Here is a 21,045-nt window from a genome sequence, read left to right as displayed (position 1 = left end):
CACCCCCGTGGTGTGTAGGTCCGGGTTCCGGCTACGCCACAAGGAACGCACGGCTCCTGTTGATACGTTCCACACTCCACCGAATGATCACGCAGACGTTATCGAAGAGAGACTCATCATCGCAGCTCAGGGGGCTGCCTCACGCTCGGTTCACACCGTCGTGGGGAGCGCTTTCGCGCCATCTTCGGTGACCCTGGTGGCGCCGAAGTAGTCGGGGGTGTCGATGGGGTCGAACCGGATCACCGCACCCGTGTAGGGAGCGTCGATCATGTACCCGCCGCCCACATAAATCCCGACATGCCGGATGGCTCGGGAATTGTTGAGGTCGTCCGAGAAGAACACCAGATCGCCGGGCAGCAGTTCGTCCCGGGAGGGGTGCGGCCCCGCGTTGTACTGGTCGTTGGCGACCCGCGGCAGCGTGATCCCGACGCTCTCGTACGCGGCCTTGGTCAGCCCCGAGCAGTCGAACCGTCCGCCCTGATCAGCCGTGCCGTTCCCGCCCCAGAGGTAGGGGGTGCCGAGCTTCTTCTGCGCGTAGGTGATCGCTGCCGCCGCCTGCCTGGAGGGATCGACGCGGCCGACGGGAGCGGCGAAACTCTGCTCGAGGGTCGTGATCGTCTTCACGTAGTTCTGGGTCTCCTTGTACGGCGGCACGCCTCCGTACTTGATGACCGCGTAGGCCCCCGCGTTGTAAGAGGCCAGCATGTTTTCGGTCAGATTCCCGGGAACGTCCTTCACGTACGAGGCGAGTTTGCAGTCGTACGAGGCGGCCGACGGAATCGCGTCGTTCGGATCCCATACGTCACGGTCGCCGTCCCCGTCACCGTCCATGCCGTGGGTGGCCCAGGTCCCGGGAATGAACTGCGCGATCCCCTGCGCCGCGGCCGGACTCTTCGCGTCCGGGTTGAACCCGCTCTCCTGGTAGAGCTGGGCGGCGAGCAGCGCGGGATTGATGGCGGGGCACAGGTTGCCCCACTTCTGCACGAGCGGCGAATAGGCGGCGGGCACGGCCCCCTTGGCCAGCGCCTTCGTGCCTCCGCCCACCCCGCCCGCGAGGTTCCCGGCGACGACATAGACCCCGACGACGAGCAGCATCACGAAGGACAGCGCGGCGCCCACAGCAACGCTCACCGCGATCCATGCCTTACGCACCGTCAACCGCCCCTCGCCGCCCGGGAGTCCGTCGCCAGGTCAGTGTAGAGGCGACCGCTGTGCTGCGGGGTGATCACGCACAGGAAGAAACGCGAGGTGGCACGGCCCCTGTGGCCTGAACACCTCACCTCTCCACCGCGTCCCGGTACAGCTCCGCCGCCCCCGCCCCGAGCACCACGCTGTACGACACATCGGCGGTCGCCCCGCCCTCCTCGTGCCCGCCAAGAATCCCTACGACGCCCCCGTCCCCGTTCACCCACGGACTGCCGCTCGTACCCCCCGTGAACCCGGGGCACGCGATGCGTTGTTGCGTACGGCTGTGCGCGGTGGGCTTGTTGGTACAGCTGATGGGCACCTCACGGGAGTCGGGATACCCGGTGACGGTCACGGCCGTGGCCCCGATCGCGGCCCCGGTGACGAACCGATTCCCACCGACGACGTCCTCGACCCGCTTGCCGCGCCGTTCGGCCACGACGGCGAAGCCCACGTCACTGTCCTCGTCCTGCCCCTTGGCCCACCCATCGGGCAGATACGTCCTCTCGACCTTCCACACCCCGTACGGCGCGCGGCCGTCCCGATATCCGGGCGCGAACACCAGCTCCCCTGTGCCACTCAGGCAGTGCGCGGCGGTGACGATCAGATCCCGGCGCGGACTGTGCACGACGGACGCGGTACAGAAGTGCCCGCCGACGAGCCGGGAGCCCCGGTCGGCGGCGAACAGGGCCCCGACCCGCGCGGTCCGCGCGGTCGCCGCCGCAACGGCGGTCACACCGAGAGGACCGAAGCCGTCATCGGCGGCCGCCTCGGAGGCCGAGGTGAGGGCGAGCAGGAGGACGACGGCATAGAGGACAGGACGTGGGGCGCGCTTCATCGGAACGCACCCTTCCGCACGAAGGTGAGAAACCGGTCAGGTCTTCGTCCGACGCGGAGAATCCCCGTACACCGGGAAACGGTCCGTGGCGATCTCGATCCCCAGGGGCTCGGCCAGTCGCACGGACTCACCGAACTTCCCCGGCAGTACGTCCTTGTAGGCACCGTTGTCCGGGTGGGTGTGCAGGGACCACGTGCCGTTGCGGGGGTCGATGACGAGGAGGACAGGGACGCGCGACGGCATACCAGTCGGCCTTGTCCCGGATGTCACGGGACCATTCCCGGACGGAGAGATGACTCGCCGCCCCATCCCTACTGACACTCCGCCCACAACAGCTTCCCGCCCTTCGACGCCCCCAGCTCCCGCAGCACGGACGCCCCCCACGAGTCCGCGCAGGCCCGCACGAGGTGCAGCCCGCGCCCGCCTTCGGCATCCGTCGGTGGTACGGCTGCGGAGGCGCCGTCGGCCCCGAAGCCGGGCGGCACGCTCGGATCGGTGTCCCATACGGCGACTCGGAGGCGGCCGGGTTCCATCGCGCGGAGGCGTAGGGCGTAGGGGCCGGCGGTGTGGCGGTGGGCGTTGGCGAGAAGTTCGGAGGCCAGCAGTTCGGCGGTGGGGGTGAGTTCGGTGAGGCCGTGGGCGGCAAGGACGGTACGGAGGGTTGCGCGGGCGATCCCCGGTGCGTGTGGATCGTGCGGGAGGTGGAGGGTGTAGGCCCAGGGCGGGGATACGGTGGCCATGGAAGTCTCCGATCACTGAGGGGAGTTGAGCACACACGGAAGGTGGACGCCCGAGTTATAAGCTAGCGTCGTTCATGTAAGTCTTTACACAGTTAGCCTTAAATCGCTGCTACAGCACTCGTGTGAGTGACACGCCAGGGCAAGGAGGCGGGCAAGCCCGTGAGAAACAATCCGACGGGTCGTCAACTCCGCTTGGGCACTGAACTGCGCAAACTTCGAGAGCGCGCAGGCCTGACAGCCGCGCAGGCAAGTCAACTGCTTGGCGTGAAGCCGAACCAGATCAGCAACATGGAGGCCGGACGAGCGGGCGTCAGCGCCGAGCGGGTGCGCACCATGGCCTGCACTTACGAATGCTCCGACACGGCCCACATCAAGGCACTGGTCGGGATGACGGGCGATCGTAAACGGGGCTGGTGGGAGGAGTACCGCGAGATCCTGCCCGCCCCTCTCCTCGACCTGGCCGAACTGGAGCACCACGCCCAGTCGTTGCGCGGCGCCACCACGGCCCGCGTCCCCGGCCTGCTCCAGACGCGTGAGTACGCACTCGAGATCTTCCGTCAGGCGGTCACCGAACTCTCACCGCCCGACATCGAGCACCGCCTGTCGTTCCGCATCAAGCGGCAGGCGATCCTCTTCCTCGAGGACAATCCGACCCCGTACGAGGCGATCGTCCACGAGGCAGCCCTGCGCATGAAGGTCGGTGGTCCCGCTGTTGCCCGTCACCAGCTGCAGCACATGCTCGACATGAGCGACCGCGATCACATCACCCTGCGCGCCATCACCTTCGACGTCGGCGCGTACCCGGGGTCGGGGCAGTCGATCTACTACGCGCACGGCCCGGTACCACAGCTGGACACCGTCCACCTCGACCAGTCACACGGGCTCGTATTCCTTGACGCTGAGGCACAGTTGCATAAGTACCGAACGCTCTTCGAACGAGTCGAGGCCGTCGCACTCGACCCGGTCAAGACGCGGGACCTCATCCACAACGTGATGCGTGAGCTGTGAAGGAACGCCCATGAACCCGCACTGGCAGAAGTCGTCCTACTGCTCCGAAGGCGACTCATGCGTGCACATATCCACAAGCCACGGCACGATCCATCTCACCGAAAGCGCCGACCCCCACGGAGTCATACTCGACGCCCGCCCCCCGGCCTTCAGCGCCCTGCTCGCCGTACTCAAGAAGGAATCCCCGCGTGTCTGACATCCCCCCGAACCTCACCTGGGAACGCGCCGCCCCACCCGACGCCACCGGCCCGGGCCCCTGGATCGAGATCGCCTTCGGTGAGGGAGACGACGGGGAAGCCCCCGTCTACCTCCGCGAGACCAGCGACCCCGACACCGTCGTCACCACGAACCGCCGCAAGTGGGACGCCTTCGTACTCGGCGTACAGGCCGGCGAGTTCGACCACTTCGTGGAGGGCGTCGAGGGCCTGGAAGACCCGCCGCAGGCATAGAAGCCGCGTCTACGCGATCCTCACCGACACACCCGACCAGGAGGCCGCCCAAGCGACGGCCTTCTGGTCGGCGGCCCTCGGAGCGCCTGCCCGTCCGGTCCCGTCGGAGGAACAGTTCACGGTGCTGCACGAGGCGCTCCCGGGCCTGGTCACCGCCGTGCAAGGCGGTCGATGACGGCCCTCGCTTCCACCTCGACATCGATTCTTCTGGCGAAGCGCTGGTTCCTACTTACTTACGTCGATGACGCGCACGGTGCCGCCCCTGCTGCGGATCCACTCCTCAAGTTCGCCACCGGACAGCTCACGGGGTCCGGCCCCCTCGACAACGACGGCAGGCCCGAATACAGATCCGGTCATCCCTTCGATCTTCGTATCCTCATCCATCGTGACTTCGAACGAGTTCTCCTCGAAAACGGCGCCACGAAGGTCAGCCGAACGGAAGTTCACACCCAGTAGATCCGCCCCCATAAAGCGAGTCCCGCGGCAACTGGCACCCGAGGCATCGACGTCATACAGAGAGGCCTTGCCCAAGTTCGCAGCATCCAGAACAACATTCCGCAGAATGGCCTCGTCAAGGTTGACTCGAACCAGGGAACTGCCCGTCAGATCTGCCCCGCTGAGATCCGCCCCCTGAGCGTCCGAACGGTACAACTCCGCTTGAACGAGCTTCGTGTTTATCAGTTTCGCATCGATGAACAATGACAGGGAAAAGTCACCATACGACAGGTCAGCGCCACTCAGGTTGAGCCCCACGGCATCGAGCCCACCGTCCTCTTCCAGCCACTCACGCAACCTCTGGGCTGCTGTCTCGTCCTGCGGCAGGCTCGAGGGGGCCCACTCTTTACGGGTACCAGATGACATTATCTTCCCAGCCGTTCTTTTCCACCAGTGACTTGATATCGTCAATTGCCGCCTGGTTCGCGTTTCTCACGTCCAGGATAACAATTCGACCCTTCTTCTCGATTTGCGTCTCCAGCTTCTTGACCCATCCTCCATTGTTGGCCGGGTCATATGCACCGGGGAAGGGCCGTGACTTGTCACGGGCATTATTAAAAGGCGGCCATTCCGAGTGCACTCCCTTGATGTCATAGTAGTTGCCGGTACTGGGTGAGTGGAACTCTCCGCGGTTAGCCTCTGCGGGACGCTGGATATCGTCGGGCAGACGCCCTTGATCACGAAGGTCCAGACCCACCCGCGCCTCGTCCTTCGAGGGTTCGGATATGCCACCGTTTTTGTCGGGGTCACGCTGAAGCGCATCGAACTCTTCTGCGTTCCGCTGCTCGACTTTCTCCAGACCCTCCCCGTGCGCGGCACGTTCCTCAGGCGTCATTTCGGGCAGCGGCTCATTGGCGCGCGGTATGCCCGATTCCGGTACTCCGCCGGCACCGTCCAAGCTGTTGGGGTCGAAGCCGTTCGTGCCGCCCGATGATTGTTCGTTATTGCCCGCGGTCCTGTCATGCTCACCGCCAGCAGACTGGTCGTCACGTCCGACGCCGCTCGCACCATCATGGTCACTGCCCCCCAAGCCGTCAGGACGGTCGCTCGTGTGGCCGGACGGCGATTCGTGACTGGCGGAGGGCCCCTGACCAAGGTCGTCGGCTCGGCCACCGGGGAGGTGATCCGCGCTTCCCCCGGGCAGGTGATCGCCTGCGCTTCCGCCGGGGAGCTGGTCGCCCGCTGTGCCGCCGGGCAACTCGCCTCCGGCGTGGGCTGTGGGTACGTCGCCGCCTGCGTGGACCGCTGGGGTGGTGGGGACGTCCTCGCCGACCCGGCCCACGTCGCCCAGGTTGTTGTCCAGGCTGTCGCCCAGGCGAGTGGCCTGGCCCGCGTTGTCGGCGGTGTGGGTGGCCGTGCCCACCAGGGCCGGTTCGCGGACCGGGGAGTCGACCCGTGGCACGTCCGCGCCCGACGCCGGGCTGCCGGACGTGCCCCTGTCGACCACGTCCGTCGGCGCGTTGTCGACGCTGTCGACGACATTGCCGTGCCCGTCGAGGAGGTTGCCGTCGCCGTCCATGTACTGGGCCGGCGAGCCTTCGATGCTCGGCAGTTTCATCGTGCCCGCCGGCAGCACGGGGGCGTTGTCGGGGAGCTGGAAGTTGCCGTCCGGTAGCCGGGTCGCGCCCTCCGGGATCGCCGCGCCCTCGGGCTGCGGTATCTCCCCCGGCTTGAGCACGCCGCCCCTCGCCCCAACTACTCCCACACGCCAACCGACTCGATCATCTGTATCAATGGACGCGTTGCATCCGCAATGCAGTTCTGGCCAAAGGCCACCGTTGGGCGGCGGTATGACTCCAGTATGATGCCCGTATGACCACGAAGATCACCGTGTCCCTCTCCGACGAAACCGCCGGTTACGTTCGTGCTCACGCGCCCGAAGGCAACGTTTCCGCCTTCATAGACCGCCTGATCCGGCGGCAGATCACACTGGACGCGGCGAAGCAGCTGGCCGCCGCCGGTTACCGCCCGGACCTGGACGGCGAGGGCGACGCGTGGTGAACAGGGGTGACATCTGGCAGGTCAAGGGCACCCAAGGTGAACGAACAGTCTGCGTCGTGAGCCTCGAAGGGCTCGACGAGACCTTCGGTGCCTGCCTCGCCATCGTCCTGCATCCGCCCGGCGCGTATCCGGACACCATCATGTCCGTACACCTGAACGTTCCCGTCGAAGCCGTCGCCGTCGCTCTCAACCTCACGCAGCTTAAGACGACACGCTTCCACGACGGCACGTTCCTGGGAAACATCGGTCCGGACGCCCTCGCACGGATCGACCAATCCCTACGCGCCGTCCTCGACCTCTGATCCGCTACGACACCGGATTCTCGATCAGCGTCACCCGGTTGCCGTCGGGATCGTGGACGGAGGCGAACGTGCGTATAGGCCATGAGCCCGCTTCCCTTCGCTCCACTGTGGGTTCAGCGCCTGCACAAGGTCGACTCTCCCCGCGGCGGAAACTCATCGAGCTCCGGCAATTGGCAGATCTGTTCCATGGGGTGAGCCGTCCGACCTGCGGTTTTGCCTCCCGGACGTGGAACAGATCTGCCAATCACTCCCTGACCGCCACCGGCGCCGGGGTCAGGGGGAAAGTGGCTCCCGTCAGGTCCTCCGACGCCGTCCACAGCCGGCGGGCGGCGACCGCGTCGCTCGCCGCCGTCGAGCGGCCCACCAGCGTCGGGGCGCCCCGCATCTCGGCCATCCCGTCGGGGCCGACGTAGCTCGCGCCGGGGAGGTCCTGGGTCGCCGCATAGAGGGTCGGCAGGGCGCCCGCCCGGTCGTCCTGGGCGAAGAACCTGTTGCCGAGCCGCATGAAGGCACGGGCGACCGGGTTCGCCGTGTGGCTCTGGAGGTTGGTGGCCGCGTAGCCGGGGTGGGCCGCCAGGGCGCGGACCGGGGAGCCGGCTTCCGTCAGGCGGCGCTGGAGTTCCAGGGTGAAGAGCAGGTTCGCCAGCTTGGACTGGGCGTACGCCCGCTGCGGGGTGTAGTCCGCCGTCAGGTTCAGGTCGTCGAAGTGGATCGTCGCGCCGCCCCAGCGGTGGGCAGTCGAGGAGACGGTGACCACCCGGTCGGTCACGTACGGCAGGAGCAGGTTCGTCAGCGCGAAGTGGCCCAAGTGGTTCGTGCCGAACTGCATCTCGAAGCCGTCCGCCGTCCGCTGCCGCGGGAGCATCATCACGCCCGCGTTGTTGATCAGCAGGCTCAGCGGACCGTCCCACGCCTCGGCGAACTCCCGGACGGAGGACAGGTCCGCCAGGTCCAGGCGTCGTACCTCCGTACTGCCGTTCACCGTCGCCGCTGCCGCCCGGCCCCGCTGCGGATCCCGTACGGCGAACACCACGTGCGCCCCCGCGCCCGCCAGCGCGCCCGCTGCCCTGAGCCCTATGCCGCTGTTGGCGCCGGTGACGACCGCCGTGCGGCCGGTCAGGTCGGGGAGGCGGCTCGCACCCCATGCCGTCTTCTTCGTTCCAGTCACGTTCTTCGTCTCAGCCATGACCCCGAATGTAGACGCCGCCAACAATGCTGTCAATGACAACAATGATGGCGATGGCAACAATGATGGCGATGACAACATCGAGATACGGTGAAATACGATGAGGTTCATGCCCGAGAGCCGCCCCTACCACCACGGAGACCTGCGCTCCGCCCTACTCGCCGCCGCCGAGCGAACCCTGCGCGAGAAGGGCGTCGCCGCCCTCTCACTGCGCGAGCTGGCCCGCGAGGTCGGAGTGAGCCACGCCGCCCCCGGCCGCCACTTCAAGGACAAGCAGGCACTGCTCAACGCCCTGGCGCTGAGCGGGTACGACCGGCTGGCCCGGGCCCTGGACGCCGCCAACGACCCGGCACTCCCCTTCGAACCCCGGTTCACCGCCGTCGCCCGGGCCTACCTCGCGTTCGCCATCGACAACGCCGAGCTCCTGGAGCTCATGTACGCCCGCAAGCACGGCCCCGACGCCTCAGCACAGGAGCAGATGGTCGCCGCCATCGAGCGCACGGTCGGCTCCCTGGAGCAGACGTTCGCGGACGCCCAGAAACGCGGCGAGCTCATCGAGGACGACCCTCAGGACCTCACCCTCTTCACCGGCGCCGTCCTCCACGGCCTCGCCGCCTTCACGGCCAACGGCACCCTCGCCCCCGAAACGGCCCTGGCCGGCGTCGACAAACTGGTCCACCGCCTCCTGCACGGCATCAAGCCCCGCTGAGCCCACACCCACCTCATCAACGCCTGTGCGCCCGCCGTGCGTTCCCTGTGCGCCAGGTCAAGTCGCGGCCAACCGCCGTCCATCGGGCGGCCATTGACCGGTAAGCCCCCAACCTCCTTCAGTAAGGCGGAAGTCAGGATTCCGCACCCCACCTTGTTGTCACGTACCCAACAAGCAACAGTCGTCGGCGGGCCGCCGCCCGCTGCCGGGGACCACGTACCGGTGGCATCACCACCCGCACCGCCCCTGTCAACCACTCTCAGGAGGCAGTCCGTTGCGTACGTCGACCCCCAACGCCCGCTCAACACGCGGCAGATGGACCCGACTCGGTTCCGCCGTCGCCGCCACCGCCACCACCGCCGCGCTCGTCCTTGCCGGACTCGGCACCTCGGCCGCCCAGGCGAGCGCCACCCCGGAAACGGCCGGCAAGACCGCCAAGGTCACCTGGACGGCCACCCCCTGCGCCACGCCCAAGAAGAAGGGCGAACTGGCCTGCGATTCGGTCCGCGTCACCGGAGGCGTCACCGCCTTCCAGAAGCAGCGTGAGGCCTCAGCGGCCGCCGACGCCTCCACCCCCTCCGGCTACGGCCCTTCCGACCTCCAGAACGCCTACGGCCTGACCTCCGCCGCCGCCTCCAAGGGCTCCGGCGAGACCATCGCGATCGTCGACGCCTACGACGACCCGAACGCCGAGGCCGACCTCGCCACCTACCGCTCGTACTACGGCCTCGCCCCCTGCACCACCGCCAACGGTTGCTTCAAGAAGGTCGGCCAGACCGGCTCCACGACCGCCCTGCCCGCCGCCGACAGCGGCTGGTCCCAGGAGATCTCCCTCGACCTGGACATGGCCGGCGCCACCTGCCCGCAGTGCAAGATCCTGCTGGTCGAGGCCAAGTCCCCGACGATGGCCAACCTCGGCACCGCGGTGAACGAGGCCGTGAAGCTGGGCGCCAAGTTCGTCTCCAACAGCTACGGCGGCTCGGAGTCCTCGTCCGACACGTCGTACGACTCCTCGTACTTCGACCACCCGGGCGTCGCCATCACCGTCAGCGCCGGCGACTCCGCCTACGGCGCCGAATACCCGGCCGCCTCCCAGTACGTCACCTCGGTCGGCGGCACCACGCTCTCCACCGCCTCCACCAGCCGCGGCTGGACGGAGTCTGTCTGGAAGACCAGCAGCACCGAGGGCACCGGCTCCGGCTGCTCGGCGTACGACGCCAAGCCGAGCTGGCAGACCGACACCGGCTGCGGCAAGCGCATGATCGCCGACGTCTCGGCCGTCGCCGACCCGGCGACCGGCGTCTCGGTCTACGACTCCTACGGCGTCACCGCCGGCTGGTACACCTTCGGCGGTACGAGCGTCTCCGCGCCCATCATCGCGGGCGTCTACGCCCTCGCCGGCACCCCGTCGAGCGGCTCCTACCCGGCCCGGTTCCCGTACGAGAACACCTCGGCCCTCAACGACGTGACGTCCGGCACCAACGGCACCTGCCCCACCAGCTACTTCTGCACCGCCGGCGCCGGCTACGACGGCCCGACCGGCTGGGGCACCCCCCAGGGCGTGAGCGCCTTCACCGGCTGACCCCGAGTCACCGAACGGGCCGCGGCATCCCGCCGCGGCCCGTTCGCCATGAGAACATCGTCTCGACCACTCACCCGACTGGCCGTCAAAAACCGCGCCGAGTCGTAAAATTCGCAAATAGGGTCAACGACGGAACCACACGCCAGGTTTCGCTCAGGCCTCATTGCCCGGCGTGACCTGCCATGATACACAGAGTTACCATACGACTCCTGGCATACCACCCACGCCTGTTCGAGGGACCCCCCGAAGCATTGACGCGGGCTGGTGGCAAGGTATTCGTACGAAACCCGCCAACCAATGACGCCAAGTCGACATGCGACAGCGACATTGTCGGCGAGAATGAGAGCTGACCTCTGCGCCAATGCAGGGGGAGAAGCGGAACTACCCACCAGGGGCGGTGACTTACATGTTCTTTGCGGCCGACGAGGGAGACATCAACACCATCATCGGCGGGATCGCTCCGGACTGGGGGCCCTTCGGCAGCCTGGGCAACGAGGCGAAGGTGATGATCGAGGTCGTGATGGCGGTGGCCATCCTGCTCTGCCTCGGCATCGCCATCTGGGGCGCTGCCAAGCAGCGCATCGGCGCCACGGCCCTCCGGGACACCTTCAGTGCGGAACAAGGCAAGGGCCTCATCATCGCGGGCCTGACAGGCGTCTTCATCATCGGCTCGCTCGGCACACTCTTCACCATCGTGTACGGCATGGCCGTGTAGGCGGGCGGCCACCGCCCGTGCGTGGCGCGTCCGCTCGGTGCCCCCCACTACCCCATCCGTCCGTCGTGCCCACCGGCTGAGGTTGCGTTTCCCTGATGTCCCTGATGTCGAGTCACCACACCGCGCCCGCGCGGGAAGCAGCACGGCTACCGTCGTACTCCTACGCGTTTTCGCACGACGTCGAGGGAGCGTACGCGGCATGAGTTTCGGTGACGGGCAGGAGCCCTCCGACGGTTTCGGCGGCACGGGACACACGCGCACGCGCCTGCCCGAGGGCGGTGGCGACGTGTACGGGGGCGCGCGGCGGGGTGGCCGCTCGTCCTCGCGGAGCCTGATCACGGTCGTCGGCGTGATCGTCCTCCTCATCGCGGCGATCGCCTTCGCGAACCGTGGGGGAGACGATTCGTCATCGGCGGACGGGGCGGGGGCGCAGCCGGAGACGGCGTCCACGGCTGCGAGTGGGCAGAAGCCTGTGCGGGCGAAGACCGGTGGGATTCCGTCGGGGTTCGCGCAGGATGAGGAGGGGGCGCAGAGTGCGGCGGCGAACTACTCGGTGGCGCTGGGGTCGGCCGACATGTTCAACGCGGCCAGACGGCAGGAGATCGTCAACACCGTCTACGCCCCCGATGTCGCCGCCGCCCGGCAGGCCGACCTGGACAGCGCGTACTCCAGCGAGTCGTTCCTGAGCAACATCGGCCTCAACAAGGACGGCGCCGCGCCGCAGGGCCAGACCTTCGTCTCTCGGGTCGTCCCAGTGGGCACCAAAGTCACGTCGTTCAGCGCGAGCGACGCCAAAGTCGAGGTTTGGTACACGTCGCTCTTCGGACTGTCCGGCGAGGGCTCGACCAACCCGGTGTCCGAGAGCTGGTACACCACGACCTACGAGCTGAAGTGGGTCGACAACGACTGGAAAGTCGCGGACTTCCAGCAGAAGGACGGCCCCGTGCCGGTCGGGCGCGATCAGCGGGCCTCCACTGCCGACGACATGACCAAGGCCGTCGAGGAGTACGGAGGCTTCACGTATGCGCGCTAACCACCGCTTCCTCAAGGTCACGGCCGCAGTCGCCGCCGTACAGGCCACCACGGTACTGCTGGCCACCCGTGCCTTCGCCGCGCCCACCCCCACGCCGACGCCGACGTCCAGCAACGACCCTTGCGACCTCATCCGCGGCCCCGCCAAGGACTACTGCGAACAAGGCAACGGCTCCCGCTCCGGCAGCACCTCCACCCCCGACCCCACCTCCACCCTCGACCCCCTCTCCTCCCTCGCCAAGGGCTGCGCCGAAGCCGCCGCCTGGACCGTCGACAAGCTCAGCAAGGCCGTCAAAGACACCGCGAACGTCGACTTCACGAACGAGAAGTTCCTCCAGCAGTACGCCGTCGTCTTCGCCGCGTCGACGATCCTCACCCTGCTCCTCTGGCTGCTGGCCGTAGCCAAGCGAGCCGTCCGCGGCGTCCCCCTCACCACCGCCATCTCCGAGGCGATCGGCTTCCTCTGGCTGACCGTCCTGGCGTCCGCCTTCACACCCCTGATCCTCTACACGGTCGTATCGGCCACGGACAGCGTCTCAGAGGTCCTCGCGAAAGCCACCGGCGACCAGACGGACACCTTCTTCGGCACCTTCTCCGGCGCCCTCGAAAAGGGCGAGGACATCGGCGGCGGCCCGATCATGCTGATCGTCGTCTCCCTGGTCAGCATCCTCGCCGCCGGCGTGCTCTGGCTGGAGCTCGTCATCCGCGCCGCCCTGCTCTACGTCGGCGCCCTGCTCGGCACGGTCGTCTACGCCGGACTCGTCGACAAGAACCTGTGGGGCCACGTCCGCCGCTGGGCGGGCATCATGATCGCGGTGATTCTCGTCAAGCCGGTCATCGTGATCGTCCTCGGCCTCGCCGGCGCACTGTCATCCGACGACGGCCCGGACGCCTTCTCCGCCGTCGTCTCCGGCCTGGCCATCATCCTGCTCGCGATCTTCGCCAGCGCGATGATCTACCGCTTCGTCCCCGGCTTCGGCGACGAGATCGCCCACTCCCGCAGCAACCGCATCATGCAGGGCGCCGAGGGCAAGGCCGCCGCGGTCATCAGCTCCCCCGCCACCCTGGTCGCCCAGGGAATCAAGACCCACAGCAGCCGCGCGGACAACAACGGCGGTCAGGCCCAGGGCTCCAACGCCCCCCGCCCGAGCAACCCCGCATCCGGCGGAGTCGCCGCGCACAGCACGCGCCCCTCGAACGGAGGCGGCGGATCTGTCCCCTCCGCCGCACCCGCTCCCCGCTCGGGCAGCCCGGTGAACACTCCCCACGCCAGCAACACCCGCAACAGCAGTACCAACCGCACGGGAGGTGAAGGGCGTTGACGACCGAGTCCCACGTGTCCCATCCGGTCACGCCCCGCCGTACATATCTGATCGGCCGCGCCCGGCCGAACGCGATGGTCGGCCGGAATCGTGAGACCGGCGAGATCGCGCTCATCATCGTCGGCGCGTTCCTCGGCATGATGTGCGGGCTCCTCGTCCCGGTGCTGTCCCTGCGCATCGTCCTCCTGGTGGGCCTGCCGATGCTCGCGCTGGCCGCGGTGTACGTGCCGTACAAGCGCCGCACCTTCTACAAGTGGTTCGAGATCAACCGCAGCTACAAGCGGACCGTCAAGCAGGGCACGACCTACCGCTCCGCGGTCATGGAGGCCGGCACCCGCGTCGACGGCCGCGAGGTCGAGATCGGCCCGCCACCCGGCATCGGCCGCATCACCTGGCTGGCCGCCCCGTTCGGGCCCGACGAGATCGCCGTACTGCTGCACGCGGACCGCAGGACGGTCACCGCCGCGATCGAGATCGAGGGCCCGGGCGTGGGCCTGCGCGACTCCGAGGACCAGGAAGCCCTCGTCGACCGCTTCGGCACCCTCCTCAAGCACGTGGCCAACGGCGACGGCTTCGTCACCCGGCTGCAGATGCTCGCCCGCACCCTCCCCGCCGACCCCGACGCCCACGCCAAGGACGTAGCGGTACGCGGCGACGAGAGGGCGCCGGGGTGGCTGCAGCAGTCGTACGACCAACTGCAGTCGATGGTGTCGACGAGCAGCGAGCAGCACCGCGCGTACCTCGTCGCCTGCATGCACTACACGCGCGAACTGGCCGCGGAGGCCCACACCATGGCCCGCGCGGCCCGCCCGCAGAACGGCCGCAAGCTGGACCGGGACGCCGGCCTCGCCGTCGTCATGGCCCGCGAGCTGACCGACATCTGCTCGCGTCTCCAGGAGGCGGACATCCGCGTACGGCAGCCCCTCGGCCAGGGCCGCCTCGCCTCGCTCATCCACTCCATGTACGACCCCGACCACCCCATCGACCACATCCAGGCGATGACCAAGCGCAACGCCTGGCCGGCCGAGCTGGACGCCATGGAGCCGACGTACCTCCAGGCCAAGACCCGGGAGTCCTCCACCCGCGCCCCCTGGTGCCACGCCACCGCCTGGGTGAAGGAGTGGCCGATGACCCCGGTCGGCGTCAACTTCCTCGCCCCGCTCCTCGTCCACACCCCCGACGTCATCCGTACGGTCGCCGTCACCATGGACCTCGAACCCACCGAGGTGGCCATCGAGCGCATGCTGACCGAGAAGACGAACGACGAGGCCGAGGCATCCCGCGCCGCCAAGATGAACCGGACCGTCGACCCGCGCGACATCGCCGCCCACAACCGCCTCGACCAGCGCGGCGAGGACCTCGCCAGCGGCGCGGCGGGCGTCAACCTGGTCGGCTACATCACCGTCTCCTCCCGCTCTCCCGAGGCCCTGGCCCGCGACAAGCGGACCATCCGGGCGTCGGCCGGAAAGTCGTACCTGAAGCTGGAGTGGTGCGACCGCGAGCACCATCGCGCCTTTGTGAACACGCTCCCGTTCGCCACCGGCATTCGAAGGTAGAGGGGCCGCCGCATGCGGGATCCGATGTCCATCCTCACCGACGCCTTCACGTCCTTCCTGTTCGGGAAGGTCGAGACGACCCGCCTGCCGGTACGCACCTCCACGGGCCAGGCCCAGGCGGTCTACCTCCCGACCGCCGCCCCCGGCCTCGGCGACTCGGGCGTCATCATCGGCCGCGAGGTCTACTCCGGGAAGGGCTACATCTACGACCCCTTCCAGCTGTACGGCCAGCAGCTCCCGGCACCTCACTGGCTGGTCCTCGGAGAGTCCGGCAACGGCAAGTCGGCCCTTGAGAAGACGTACGTCCTACGACAGCTGCGCTTCCGCGACCGCCAGGTCGTCGTCCTGGACGCGCAGGGCGAGGACGGGGTCGGTGAATGGAACCTGATCGCGCAGGAGCTGGGGATAACTCCTATCCGGCTGGACCCGATGGCGGCGCTGGACCACGGAATCCGCCTGAATCCCCTGGACCCGGCGATCACGACCACGGGACAGCTCGCGCTGCTGCGGACCATCATCGAGGTCGCGCTGGGCCACGGCCTGGACGAGCGCTCGGGCTTCGCCCTCAAGGTCGCCCACGCCTACGTCAACGAGACGATCGTCGAACGCCAGCCGGTGCTGATGGACATCGTCGAGCAGCTACGGCACCCCGAGCCGGAGTCGGCCGAGGCGATGAACGTCGACATAGACGACGTACGGGCGTGGGGCCTGGACGTGGCGCTGGTCCTGGACCGGTTGGTGGACGGTGACCTGCGCGGCATGTTCGACGGCCCGACGACGGTCGGCATCGACCTGGACGCGCCCCTCATCGTCTTCGACCTGTCCCACATCGACCGCAACTCCATCGCCATGCCGATCCTGATGGCCATCGTCGGCGTGTGGCTGGAGCACACCTGGATCCGCCCCGACCGGAAGAAGCGCATCTTCCTGGTCGAGGAGGCCTGGCACATCATCAACAGCCCGTTCGTGGCGCAGCTGTTCCAGCGGCTGCTGAAGTTCGGGCGCCGGCTGGGTCTGTCCTTCGTGGCGGTCGTCCACCACCTGTCCGACGTGGTGGACGGGGCGGCTGCGAAGGAGGCGGCGGCCATCCTGAAGATGGCGTCGACGCGGACGATCTACGCCCAGAAGGCGGACGAGGCGAGGGCGACGGGCCGGGTGCTGGGCCTGCCCAGGTGGGCCGTGGAGATCATCCCGTCGCTGACTCCCGGTATCGCCGTCTGGGACGTCAACGGCAACGTCCAGGTCGTCAAACACCTGGTCACCGAGACCGAACGCCCCCTGGTCTTCACCGACCGCGCGATGACCGAGTCGTCCGCCGACCTCAACGACGACGCGCTGCGCGCGGCCGAGCTGGAGGCGGAGGAACGGGCGGCGGCGTTCGTGGAACAGCACCTCGGCGACTCCGAGTCGACGGTGGCGTAGGCAGGCCTAGGGGGAGCCCATGAGACCGGGTGACGGACGCCACGGACGCGACGGCCGGCAGGACACCCAAGGAGCCCAGGGAGGCATCCCCGACGGCCTCCTGGTCGGCATACTCGCCTTCCTCCTGGGCATGACCCTGCTGGTCTGGGCGGCCACGGGCCTGGCCGGCCTGTTCTCCCACGGCGCCTGGCCCACGGGAGTCACCTTCACCCGCACCCCCCTGGCCATGCGCCACCTGATCGCCCAACCGCACGACATCGCCGGCGCCTGGCCGGAGACCCCCGCCACCGCCCTCTCGGGATACGGCCTGTTCTGGGGCCTGTTCATCGGCCAGCTGATGATCCTGATCGTCCTGACGGTGTTCGTGCTGGGGACGGTGGCACGGTGGAGGGCGGTCAGGGCGAGGAGGAGAGCGGAGAGGGCGACGGCGTACGACAAGGCGACGACGACGGCACCGGAGCACCACGAGGTACCCGCACCGAGGCCGGCGGCGGAAACGCCAGGGACCGCAGCACCCACGAACTCCCCGCACCCGCCAAGGACACCGAACCCACCCACGTCCCCCCAACCCACGGAACCACTCCGCGCAACCCCGGCGCAGGCCCAGCCCTCGACTTCTCCGTTCGGCGGTGAACGCGTGGGCGGGTGGGAAACAAACCGCGCCGAAGGCGCGGTCCTCTACGGCCCCCCGCAAACCCGCCACACCACCGCGACCCAAGCGATCCATGACGCGGAAGGCCCCGCCCTCGTCATCACCTCGAACCCCGCCATCTGGCAGGACACCAAGGACGCCAGAGCCAAACTCGGCCCCGTCCACGTCTACGACCCCTCCCACCTCTGCGACACCCCGGCCCGCCTCCACTGGTCCCCCACGGCAGGCTGCGAGGACAAGCAAACCGCGGCCACCAGAGCCACCGCACTCCTCGCCCCAGTCCGCCCCACCGCGAAAATCGACCAGGCGGTGGCCGACGTAGCCGAAACACTCCTGCGCAGCTACCTCCACGCCGCCGCCATCGACGGCCGCACCATCCGCCACGTCCACCGCTGGTCCCAGGGCACCCAGATCCAGGACGCCGTACGAACCCTCCGTACACACCCCAAGGCCGCCCCCGGCGCCGCAGGCGAACTCGAAGCCGCCCTCACCGCACACACCGAACGCCGGGACATCGCCCAGGAATTGGCCGGCCGAGCCCTCTCCGCCCTCTTCACGGTCAACATCCGCGAGGCCTGCACTCCCAACCGAACTGATGCGCTCGCCTTGGATTCCTTCGTGGACGAAGGGGGCACGCTTTATGTGGTGGGTGAATCCATCGAGGACCCCCGGACGAACCCCGGCGCGATGCCCCTCCTGACAGCCCTCACCTCAAGCGTGGTCGAGCGCGGCCGGCGCATGGCCGAACGGTCATCCTCCGGTCGCCTCGACCCACCACTGACGCTCGTCCTGGACGACGTCGCCGCCGTGGCTCCGCTTCCCCAGCTCCCGGAGCTGCTGGCCACCGGAGCGGACCGGGGCCTGCCGACAATGGCCCTGCTCCGGTCCCGTGAACAGGGCCGCACCCGCTGGCCGAACGCCGAACTCCCGGTGCAACCCCGCTAGGCCCTAGTCGCGCTCCAGCACGAACTCCAGCTCGCGCTCCTCCGCGTGCCCGCCCAGCGCCACAGTCACCCCACTCGGCACGAACCCCACCTTGCGATAGAACCGCTGCGCCCGCTCGTTCTCCTGATGCACAATCAGCCGCACCCGCTCCGCCCCACGCGCCCACGACCACTCCAGGGCAGCGTCGAACAGCACCTCGGTCAACCCGTTCCCCCGCTCCTCTGGCTCTACGAACACACCGACCAGATGCGTCTGCTTCCGCTCTATCGGAAACCCGGCCCAGTCCGTCGTCCCAGGCTCCTCCACCAGCACGGTCAGCGTCCCCACCCACCGCCCGTCGGGCCCCTCGGCGATGATCTGCTGCGCCGCCTCCGCCCCCTCGGCGGCCCTCGCCGTCCGCTCCTGCCAGTAGGAGTCCGGCTTGGCCGCAGCCGCCTCGTACGTCTCCAGAAAGGCGAGGTGCGCCACCGGATCCCGCAGCGCCGCAAGCCGCAACTCCTTCACGGCAGGCCACTCGTCGGCGCGTACGGACCGGATCACGTAGTTCATAGGGGCCACGGTAATACCCGGGTACTACGCCCCTCACCCCAAATACTGCCCCAGGTCCGACGCCCGCCGCCTCCGCCCGGACGAGCATCGAAGCATGATTACGGCACAGGACCTCACCAAACGCTACGGCGACAAAACCGTCGTCACCGACTGGCCCTGTGGGCGGCAGCCACACTCGCCCCGGCGGCGATGCTGCTGAAGCGACGGGACGTCTGACGCACGGCGAAGGAAGGCCCCCACCATGGACCCCGTGACGGAAGAACGAGTGCCGGAGAAACGGGCAGCGGAAGAGCGAACGGCGGAACCCCTCACCGAGTACGTCCATCGCATCACCAGGCGGGTGCGCGCCTTCGACCGGCGCCACCCCCTGGTGTGGGACCTGCACATCACCGGCTTCTGGGTGACGGCGGCCCTGATCGACTACACCGGCGGCGGCTGGCGCAACATCGCCCACAACGTCCACGTCCCCGGCTGGCTCGTCCTCGCCCTGAGCCTCGGCTTCTCCGTCCCTCTCCTCTGGCGACGCAGCCACCCCCGCGCCGTCCTCATCGCTCTGGCACCCGTCGCACTGGTCAACGCATGGACCGGCGCCATCCTCCAGGCGGCGCTGCTCCAGCTGCTCGTCGTCTACCACATCGCCCTGCGCCTGCCCCTGCGCACCATGTGGTGGGCGGCGACCCTGGTCCTCGCCCCGGTGATCGTGACCGCGGCCCGCTACGGCGACGAAGCCAGCTGGAACCAGCAGATCGGCTCCCAACTGCTGTCCATCGCCACGGCCGCCCTGATCGGCGTCACGGTCCGCACGCGCCGCAACTACACCGAGGCCCTGGAAGACCGAGCCCGCCGCCTCGAGATCGAACGCGACCAGCAGACCCGCCTGGCCGCCGCCGCCGAACGCGCCCGCATAGCCCGCGAGATGCACGACATCATCGGCCACAACCTCTCCGTCATCACCGGCCTCGCGGACGGCGGAAAGTACGCCGCCACCAAGTCCCCGGAACGCGCCGCCCAAGCCCTCCACGCCATCGGCACCACCAGCCGCCAGGCCCTGAGCGAACTACGCCGTCTCCTGGACGTCCTCCGCGAGGAGGAAAGATCCCAGAACGAGGCCGAACTGACCCCCCAACCCACCCTCAACGACCTCGACCAGCTCATCGACGGCGTACGCGCCGCCGGCCTACCCGTCAGCACCACCATCCACGGCACCCCCACTCTCCACCCGGGCCGCCAGCTCACCGTCTACCGCGTCATCCAGGAAGCCCTCACCAACACCCTCAAACACGGCGGCCCCGACACCACAGCGGTCATCACGATCTCGTACGAGGACAAGGGCGCCGTCACCGCCACCGTGACCGACAGCGGCAACGGCGGCCATGCCCCCGACACCGGCGGCCGCGGACTACCCGGAATGCGCGAACGAACCGCCCTCTACGGCGGCACACTTGAGGCCGGCCCCCGCCCGCACCCGGAGCGGGGCTGGCGCGTCCACTTACATCTCCCGGAGGAACCCCCGCAGTGACCACGGTCCTCATCGCCGACGACCAGCCCCTCCAGCGCCTCGGCTTCCGCATGCTGCTGGAGAGCCAGGACGACATGACAGTGCTGGGAGAGGCGACGAACGGTGCCGAGGCGGCCCGCATGACCGCCGAGCTCCACCCCGACGTCGTCCTGATGGACGTCCGCATGCCCGGCCTCGACGGCATCGAGGCCACCCGCCGCATCGTCGCCTCCGGCGACCGCACCCGCGTCCTGATCCTCACGACCTTCGACCTCGACGAGTACGCCTACGCCGGCCTGCGCGCAGGCGCCTCCGGCTTCCTGGTCAAGGACGCCCAGCCGGAGGACCTGCTCTCCGGCATTCGCGCGGTGGCGACGGGCGACGCGGTGGTGGCCCCCAGCCTGACCCGCCGCCTCCTGGACGCGTACGCCCAGCACCTGCCGACCGGCAGACCAGCCGACAGCCCGGGAGACCCGGACCCTCGCCTGGCGGCCCTCACGGACCGTGAACGCGAGATCCTCACGGTCATCGGCAAGGGCTGGACGAACACGGAGATAGCCACCCGCCTCCACCTGGCCGAATCGACGGTGAAGACCCACGTGGGCCGCATCCTCGCGAAGACGGGCTCGCGGGACCGCGTGCAGGCGGTGATCCTGGCGTACGACACGAAGCTGGTGCAGCCGTCGTGAAATGCAGAAAGGCCCACACCGAGTGGTGTGGGCCTTTCTCAAGAATTGTTCGGCGGCGTCCTACTCTCCCACAGGGTCCCCCCTGCAGTACCATCGGCGCTGTAAGGCTTAGCTTCCGGGTTCGGAATGTAACCGGGCGTTTCCCTCACGCTATAACCACCGAAACACTA

The 21,045-nt window shown here is 68.4% G+C and carries 23 protein-coding genes and 1 rRNA gene; 15 read left to right on the top strand and 9 right to left on the bottom strand.

All coding sequences use genetic code 11. From position 1 onward, the window contains the following. Positions 1-150: 150 nt before the first annotated feature. The 4 genes from CLM62_RS25100 to CLM62_RS25085 form a co-directional block, all read right to left on the bottom strand. The gene (locus tag CLM62_RS25100; RefSeq protein WP_257004078.1) at positions 151-1,158 is read right to left on the bottom strand and encodes a bifunctional lytic transglycosylase/C40 family peptidase; all 1,008 of its coding nucleotides are present in this window, start codon (positions 1,156-1,158) and stop codon (positions 151-153) included. 118 nt (positions 1,159-1,276) lie between these two features. Further along, complete coding sequence (locus CLM62_RS25095; RefSeq protein ID WP_095752164.1) at positions 1,277-2,023, bottom strand: serine protease; 747 nt, start codon at positions 2,021-2,023, stop codon at positions 1,277-1,279. A 36-nt stretch (positions 2,024-2,059) separates the two neighbouring features. Continuing rightward, positions 2,060-2,266: a hypothetical protein gene (locus CLM62_RS25090; RefSeq protein ID WP_095752163.1), complete on the bottom strand. Its 207-nt coding sequence runs from the start codon at positions 2,264-2,266 to the stop codon at positions 2,060-2,062. 68 nt (positions 2,267-2,334) lie between these two features. Beyond that, positions 2,335-2,763, bottom strand: coding sequence for an ATP-binding protein (locus CLM62_RS25085; protein ID WP_095752162.1), 429 nt, complete (start codon positions 2,761-2,763; stop codon positions 2,335-2,337). Between the two features lie 159 nt (positions 2,764-2,922). Here CLM62_RS25085 and CLM62_RS25080 point away from each other — a divergent pair, with 159 nt between their 5' ends. From CLM62_RS25080 to CLM62_RS25070, 3 genes are read left to right on the top strand one after another with little or no spacing between them, the layout of a single operon-like run. Then, positions 2,923-3,771: a helix-turn-helix transcriptional regulator gene (locus tag CLM62_RS25080; protein WP_095752161.1), complete on the top strand. Its 849-nt coding sequence runs from the start codon at positions 2,923-2,925 to the stop codon at positions 3,769-3,771. A gap of 10 nt (positions 3,772-3,781) precedes the next feature. Beyond that, a complete protein-coding gene (locus CLM62_RS25075) occupies positions 3,782-3,967 on the top strand; it encodes a DUF397 domain-containing protein (protein ID WP_095752160.1) in 186 nt (61 codons plus the stop codon). Continuing rightward, the gene (locus tag CLM62_RS25070; RefSeq protein WP_095752159.1) at positions 3,960-4,220 is read left to right on the top strand and encodes a DUF397 domain-containing protein; all 261 of its coding nucleotides are present in this window, start codon (positions 3,960-3,962) and stop codon (positions 4,218-4,220) included. The genes CLM62_RS25075 and CLM62_RS25070 overlap by 8 nt, the downstream gene beginning before the upstream one ends. Positions 4,221-4,445: 225 nt before the next feature. On the opposite strand, the gene CLM62_RS25060 is transcribed toward CLM62_RS25070, so the two are convergent. Next, positions 4,446-5,012 (bottom strand): pentapeptide repeat-containing protein, encoded by a 567-nt coding sequence (locus CLM62_RS25060; RefSeq protein WP_257004077.1) that lies wholly within the window; start codon positions 5,010-5,012, stop codon positions 4,446-4,448. 49 nt (positions 5,013-5,061) lie between these two features. Further along, positions 5,062-6,393 (bottom strand): hypothetical protein, encoded by a 1,332-nt coding sequence (locus tag CLM62_RS25055; RefSeq protein WP_095752157.1) that lies wholly within the window; start codon positions 6,391-6,393, stop codon positions 5,062-5,064. Positions 6,394-6,527: 134 nt separating this feature from the next. Here CLM62_RS25055 and CLM62_RS25050 point away from each other — a divergent pair, with 134 nt between their 5' ends. Both CLM62_RS25050 and CLM62_RS25045 read left to right on the top strand, forming a co-directional pair. Next, entirely contained in the window at positions 6,528-6,716 is a 189-nt protein-coding gene (locus tag CLM62_RS25050) for a toxin-antitoxin system HicB family antitoxin (protein WP_095752156.1), read from the top strand. A gap of 56 nt (positions 6,717-6,772) precedes the next feature. Then, positions 6,773-7,018, top strand: a complete 246-nt coding sequence (locus CLM62_RS25045) for a hypothetical protein (protein ID WP_257004076.1) — start codon at positions 6,773-6,775, stop codon at positions 7,016-7,018. A gap of 244 nt (positions 7,019-7,262) precedes the next feature. Here the strand turns inward: CLM62_RS25045 and CLM62_RS25040 are convergent, their stop codons facing one another. Continuing rightward, positions 7,263-8,204 (bottom strand): oxidoreductase, encoded by a 942-nt coding sequence (locus tag CLM62_RS25040; protein ID WP_095752155.1) that lies wholly within the window; start codon positions 8,202-8,204, stop codon positions 7,263-7,265. 100 nt (positions 8,205-8,304) lie between these two features. Here CLM62_RS25040 and CLM62_RS25035 point away from each other — a divergent pair, with 100 nt between their 5' ends. The 8 genes from CLM62_RS25035 (at position 8,305) to CLM62_RS25000 (ending at position 18,139) form a co-directional block, all read left to right on the top strand. After that, on the top strand, positions 8,305-8,913 hold the full coding sequence (locus CLM62_RS25035; RefSeq protein ID WP_095752154.1) for a TetR/AcrR family transcriptional regulator: 609 nt from the start codon (positions 8,305-8,307) through the stop codon (positions 8,911-8,913). A 274-nt stretch (positions 8,914-9,187) separates the two neighbouring features. Beyond that, positions 9,188-10,495: a S53 family peptidase gene (locus CLM62_RS25030; RefSeq protein ID WP_095752153.1), complete on the top strand. Its 1,308-nt coding sequence runs from the start codon at positions 9,188-9,190 to the stop codon at positions 10,493-10,495. 406 nt (positions 10,496-10,901) lie between these two features. Further along, positions 10,902-11,210 carry a hypothetical protein gene (locus CLM62_RS25025; RefSeq protein WP_095752152.1) on the top strand — a complete coding sequence of 103 codons (309 nt, stop codon included), beginning with the start codon at positions 10,902-10,904 and terminating at the stop codon, positions 11,208-11,210. Between the two features lie 199 nt (positions 11,211-11,409). Next, on the top strand, positions 11,410-12,243 hold the full coding sequence (locus CLM62_RS25020; RefSeq protein ID WP_095752151.1) for a hypothetical protein: 834 nt from the start codon (positions 11,410-11,412) through the stop codon (positions 12,241-12,243). Beyond that, on the top strand, positions 12,233-13,564 hold the full coding sequence (locus tag CLM62_RS25015; RefSeq protein WP_095752150.1) for a hypothetical protein: 1,332 nt from the start codon (positions 12,233-12,235) through the stop codon (positions 13,562-13,564). The genes CLM62_RS25020 and CLM62_RS25015 overlap by 11 nt, the downstream gene beginning before the upstream one ends. Beyond that, positions 13,561-15,120: an SCO6880 family protein gene (locus tag CLM62_RS25010; protein WP_179382221.1), complete on the top strand. Its 1,560-nt coding sequence runs from the start codon at positions 13,561-13,563 to the stop codon at positions 15,118-15,120. Before CLM62_RS25015 ends, CLM62_RS25010 begins: the two co-directional genes overlap by 4 nt. Before the next feature lie 12 nt (positions 15,121-15,132). Continuing rightward, on the top strand, positions 15,133-16,542 hold the full coding sequence (locus CLM62_RS25005) for an ATP-binding protein (protein ID WP_095752149.1): 1,410 nt from the start codon (positions 15,133-15,135) through the stop codon (positions 16,540-16,542). Between the two features lie 19 nt (positions 16,543-16,561). Further along, entirely contained in the window at positions 16,562-18,139 is a 1,578-nt protein-coding gene (locus CLM62_RS25000) for a type IV secretory system conjugative DNA transfer family protein (RefSeq protein WP_095752148.1), read from the top strand. A gap of 3 nt (positions 18,140-18,142) precedes the next feature. Here CLM62_RS25000 and CLM62_RS24995 read toward each other — a convergent pair whose 3' ends face one another. Beyond that, positions 18,143-18,688 (bottom strand): GNAT family N-acetyltransferase, encoded by a 546-nt coding sequence (locus CLM62_RS24995; RefSeq protein WP_095752147.1) that lies wholly within the window; start codon positions 18,686-18,688, stop codon positions 18,143-18,145. Positions 18,689-18,929: 241 nt separating this feature from the next. Between CLM62_RS24995 and CLM62_RS24990 the strand changes: the two genes are divergently transcribed. Continuing rightward, positions 18,930-20,207, top strand: a complete 1,278-nt coding sequence (locus tag CLM62_RS24990; RefSeq protein WP_095752146.1) for a sensor histidine kinase — start codon at positions 18,930-18,932, stop codon at positions 20,205-20,207. After that, positions 20,204-20,875: a response regulator transcription factor gene (locus CLM62_RS24985; protein WP_095752145.1), complete on the top strand. Its 672-nt coding sequence runs from the start codon at positions 20,204-20,206 to the stop codon at positions 20,873-20,875. The genes CLM62_RS24990 and CLM62_RS24985 overlap by 4 nt, the downstream gene beginning before the upstream one ends. A 47-nt stretch (positions 20,876-20,922) precedes the next feature. On the opposite strand, the gene rrf is transcribed toward CLM62_RS24985, so the two are convergent. Then, positions 20,923-21,039, bottom strand: a 5S ribosomal RNA gene (gene rrf / locus CLM62_RS24980). Positions 21,040-21,045 lie beyond the last annotated feature (6 nt).

Source organism: Streptomyces sp. SA15 (genome assembly GCF_002291145.1).
Taxonomy (GTDB): domain Bacteria; phylum Actinomycetota; class Actinomycetes; order Streptomycetales; family Streptomycetaceae; genus Streptomyces.
This window is presented reverse-complemented; position numbering and strand designations above follow the sequence as displayed.

What these genes read in the sequence shown, in the direction of transcription:
- CLM62_RS25075 (WP_095752160.1), top strand. Translation starts at nt 3,782, where the DNA reads ATGAACCCGCACTGGCAGAAGTCGTCCTACTGCTCCGAAGGCGACTCA.
- CLM62_RS25025 (WP_095752152.1), top strand. Translation starts at nt 10,902, where the DNA reads ATGTTCTTTGCGGCCGACGAGGGAGACATCAACACCATCATCGGCGGG.
- CLM62_RS24990 (WP_095752146.1), top strand. Translation starts at nt 18,930, where the DNA reads ATGGACCCCGTGACGGAAGAACGAGTGCCGGAGAAACGGGCAGCGGAA.
- CLM62_RS25000 (WP_095752148.1), top strand. Translation starts at nt 16,562, where the DNA reads ATGAGACCGGGTGACGGACGCCACGGACGCGACGGCCGGCAGGACACC.
- CLM62_RS25015 (WP_095752150.1), top strand. Translation starts at nt 12,233, where the DNA reads ATGCGCGCTAACCACCGCTTCCTCAAGGTCACGGCCGCAGTCGCCGCC.
- CLM62_RS25090 (WP_095752163.1), bottom strand. Translation starts at nt 2,266, where the DNA reads ATGCCGTCGCGCGTCCCTGTCCTCCTCGTCATCGACCCCCGCAACGGC.
- CLM62_RS25085 (WP_095752162.1), bottom strand. Translation starts at nt 2,763, where the DNA reads ATGGCCACCGTATCCCCGCCCTGGGCCTACACCCTCCACCTCCCGCAC.
- CLM62_RS24995 (WP_095752147.1), bottom strand. Translation starts at nt 18,688, where the DNA reads ATGAACTACGTGATCCGGTCCGTACGCGCCGACGAGTGGCCTGCCGTG.
- CLM62_RS25035 (WP_095752154.1), top strand. Translation starts at nt 8,305, where the DNA reads ATGAGGTTCATGCCCGAGAGCCGCCCCTACCACCACGGAGACCTGCGC.
- CLM62_RS25095 (WP_095752164.1), bottom strand. Translation starts at nt 2,023, where the DNA reads ATGAAGCGCGCCCCACGTCCTGTCCTCTATGCCGTCGTCCTCCTGCTC.
- CLM62_RS25020 (WP_095752151.1), top strand. Translation starts at nt 11,410, where the DNA reads ATGAGTTTCGGTGACGGGCAGGAGCCCTCCGACGGTTTCGGCGGCACG.
- CLM62_RS25005 (WP_095752149.1), top strand. Translation starts at nt 15,133, where the DNA reads ATGCGGGATCCGATGTCCATCCTCACCGACGCCTTCACGTCCTTCCTG.
- CLM62_RS25050 (WP_095752156.1), top strand. Translation starts at nt 6,528, where the DNA reads ATGACCACGAAGATCACCGTGTCCCTCTCCGACGAAACCGCCGGTTAC.
- CLM62_RS25040 (WP_095752155.1), bottom strand. Translation starts at nt 8,204, where the DNA reads ATGGCTGAGACGAAGAACGTGACTGGAACGAAGAAGACGGCATGGGGT.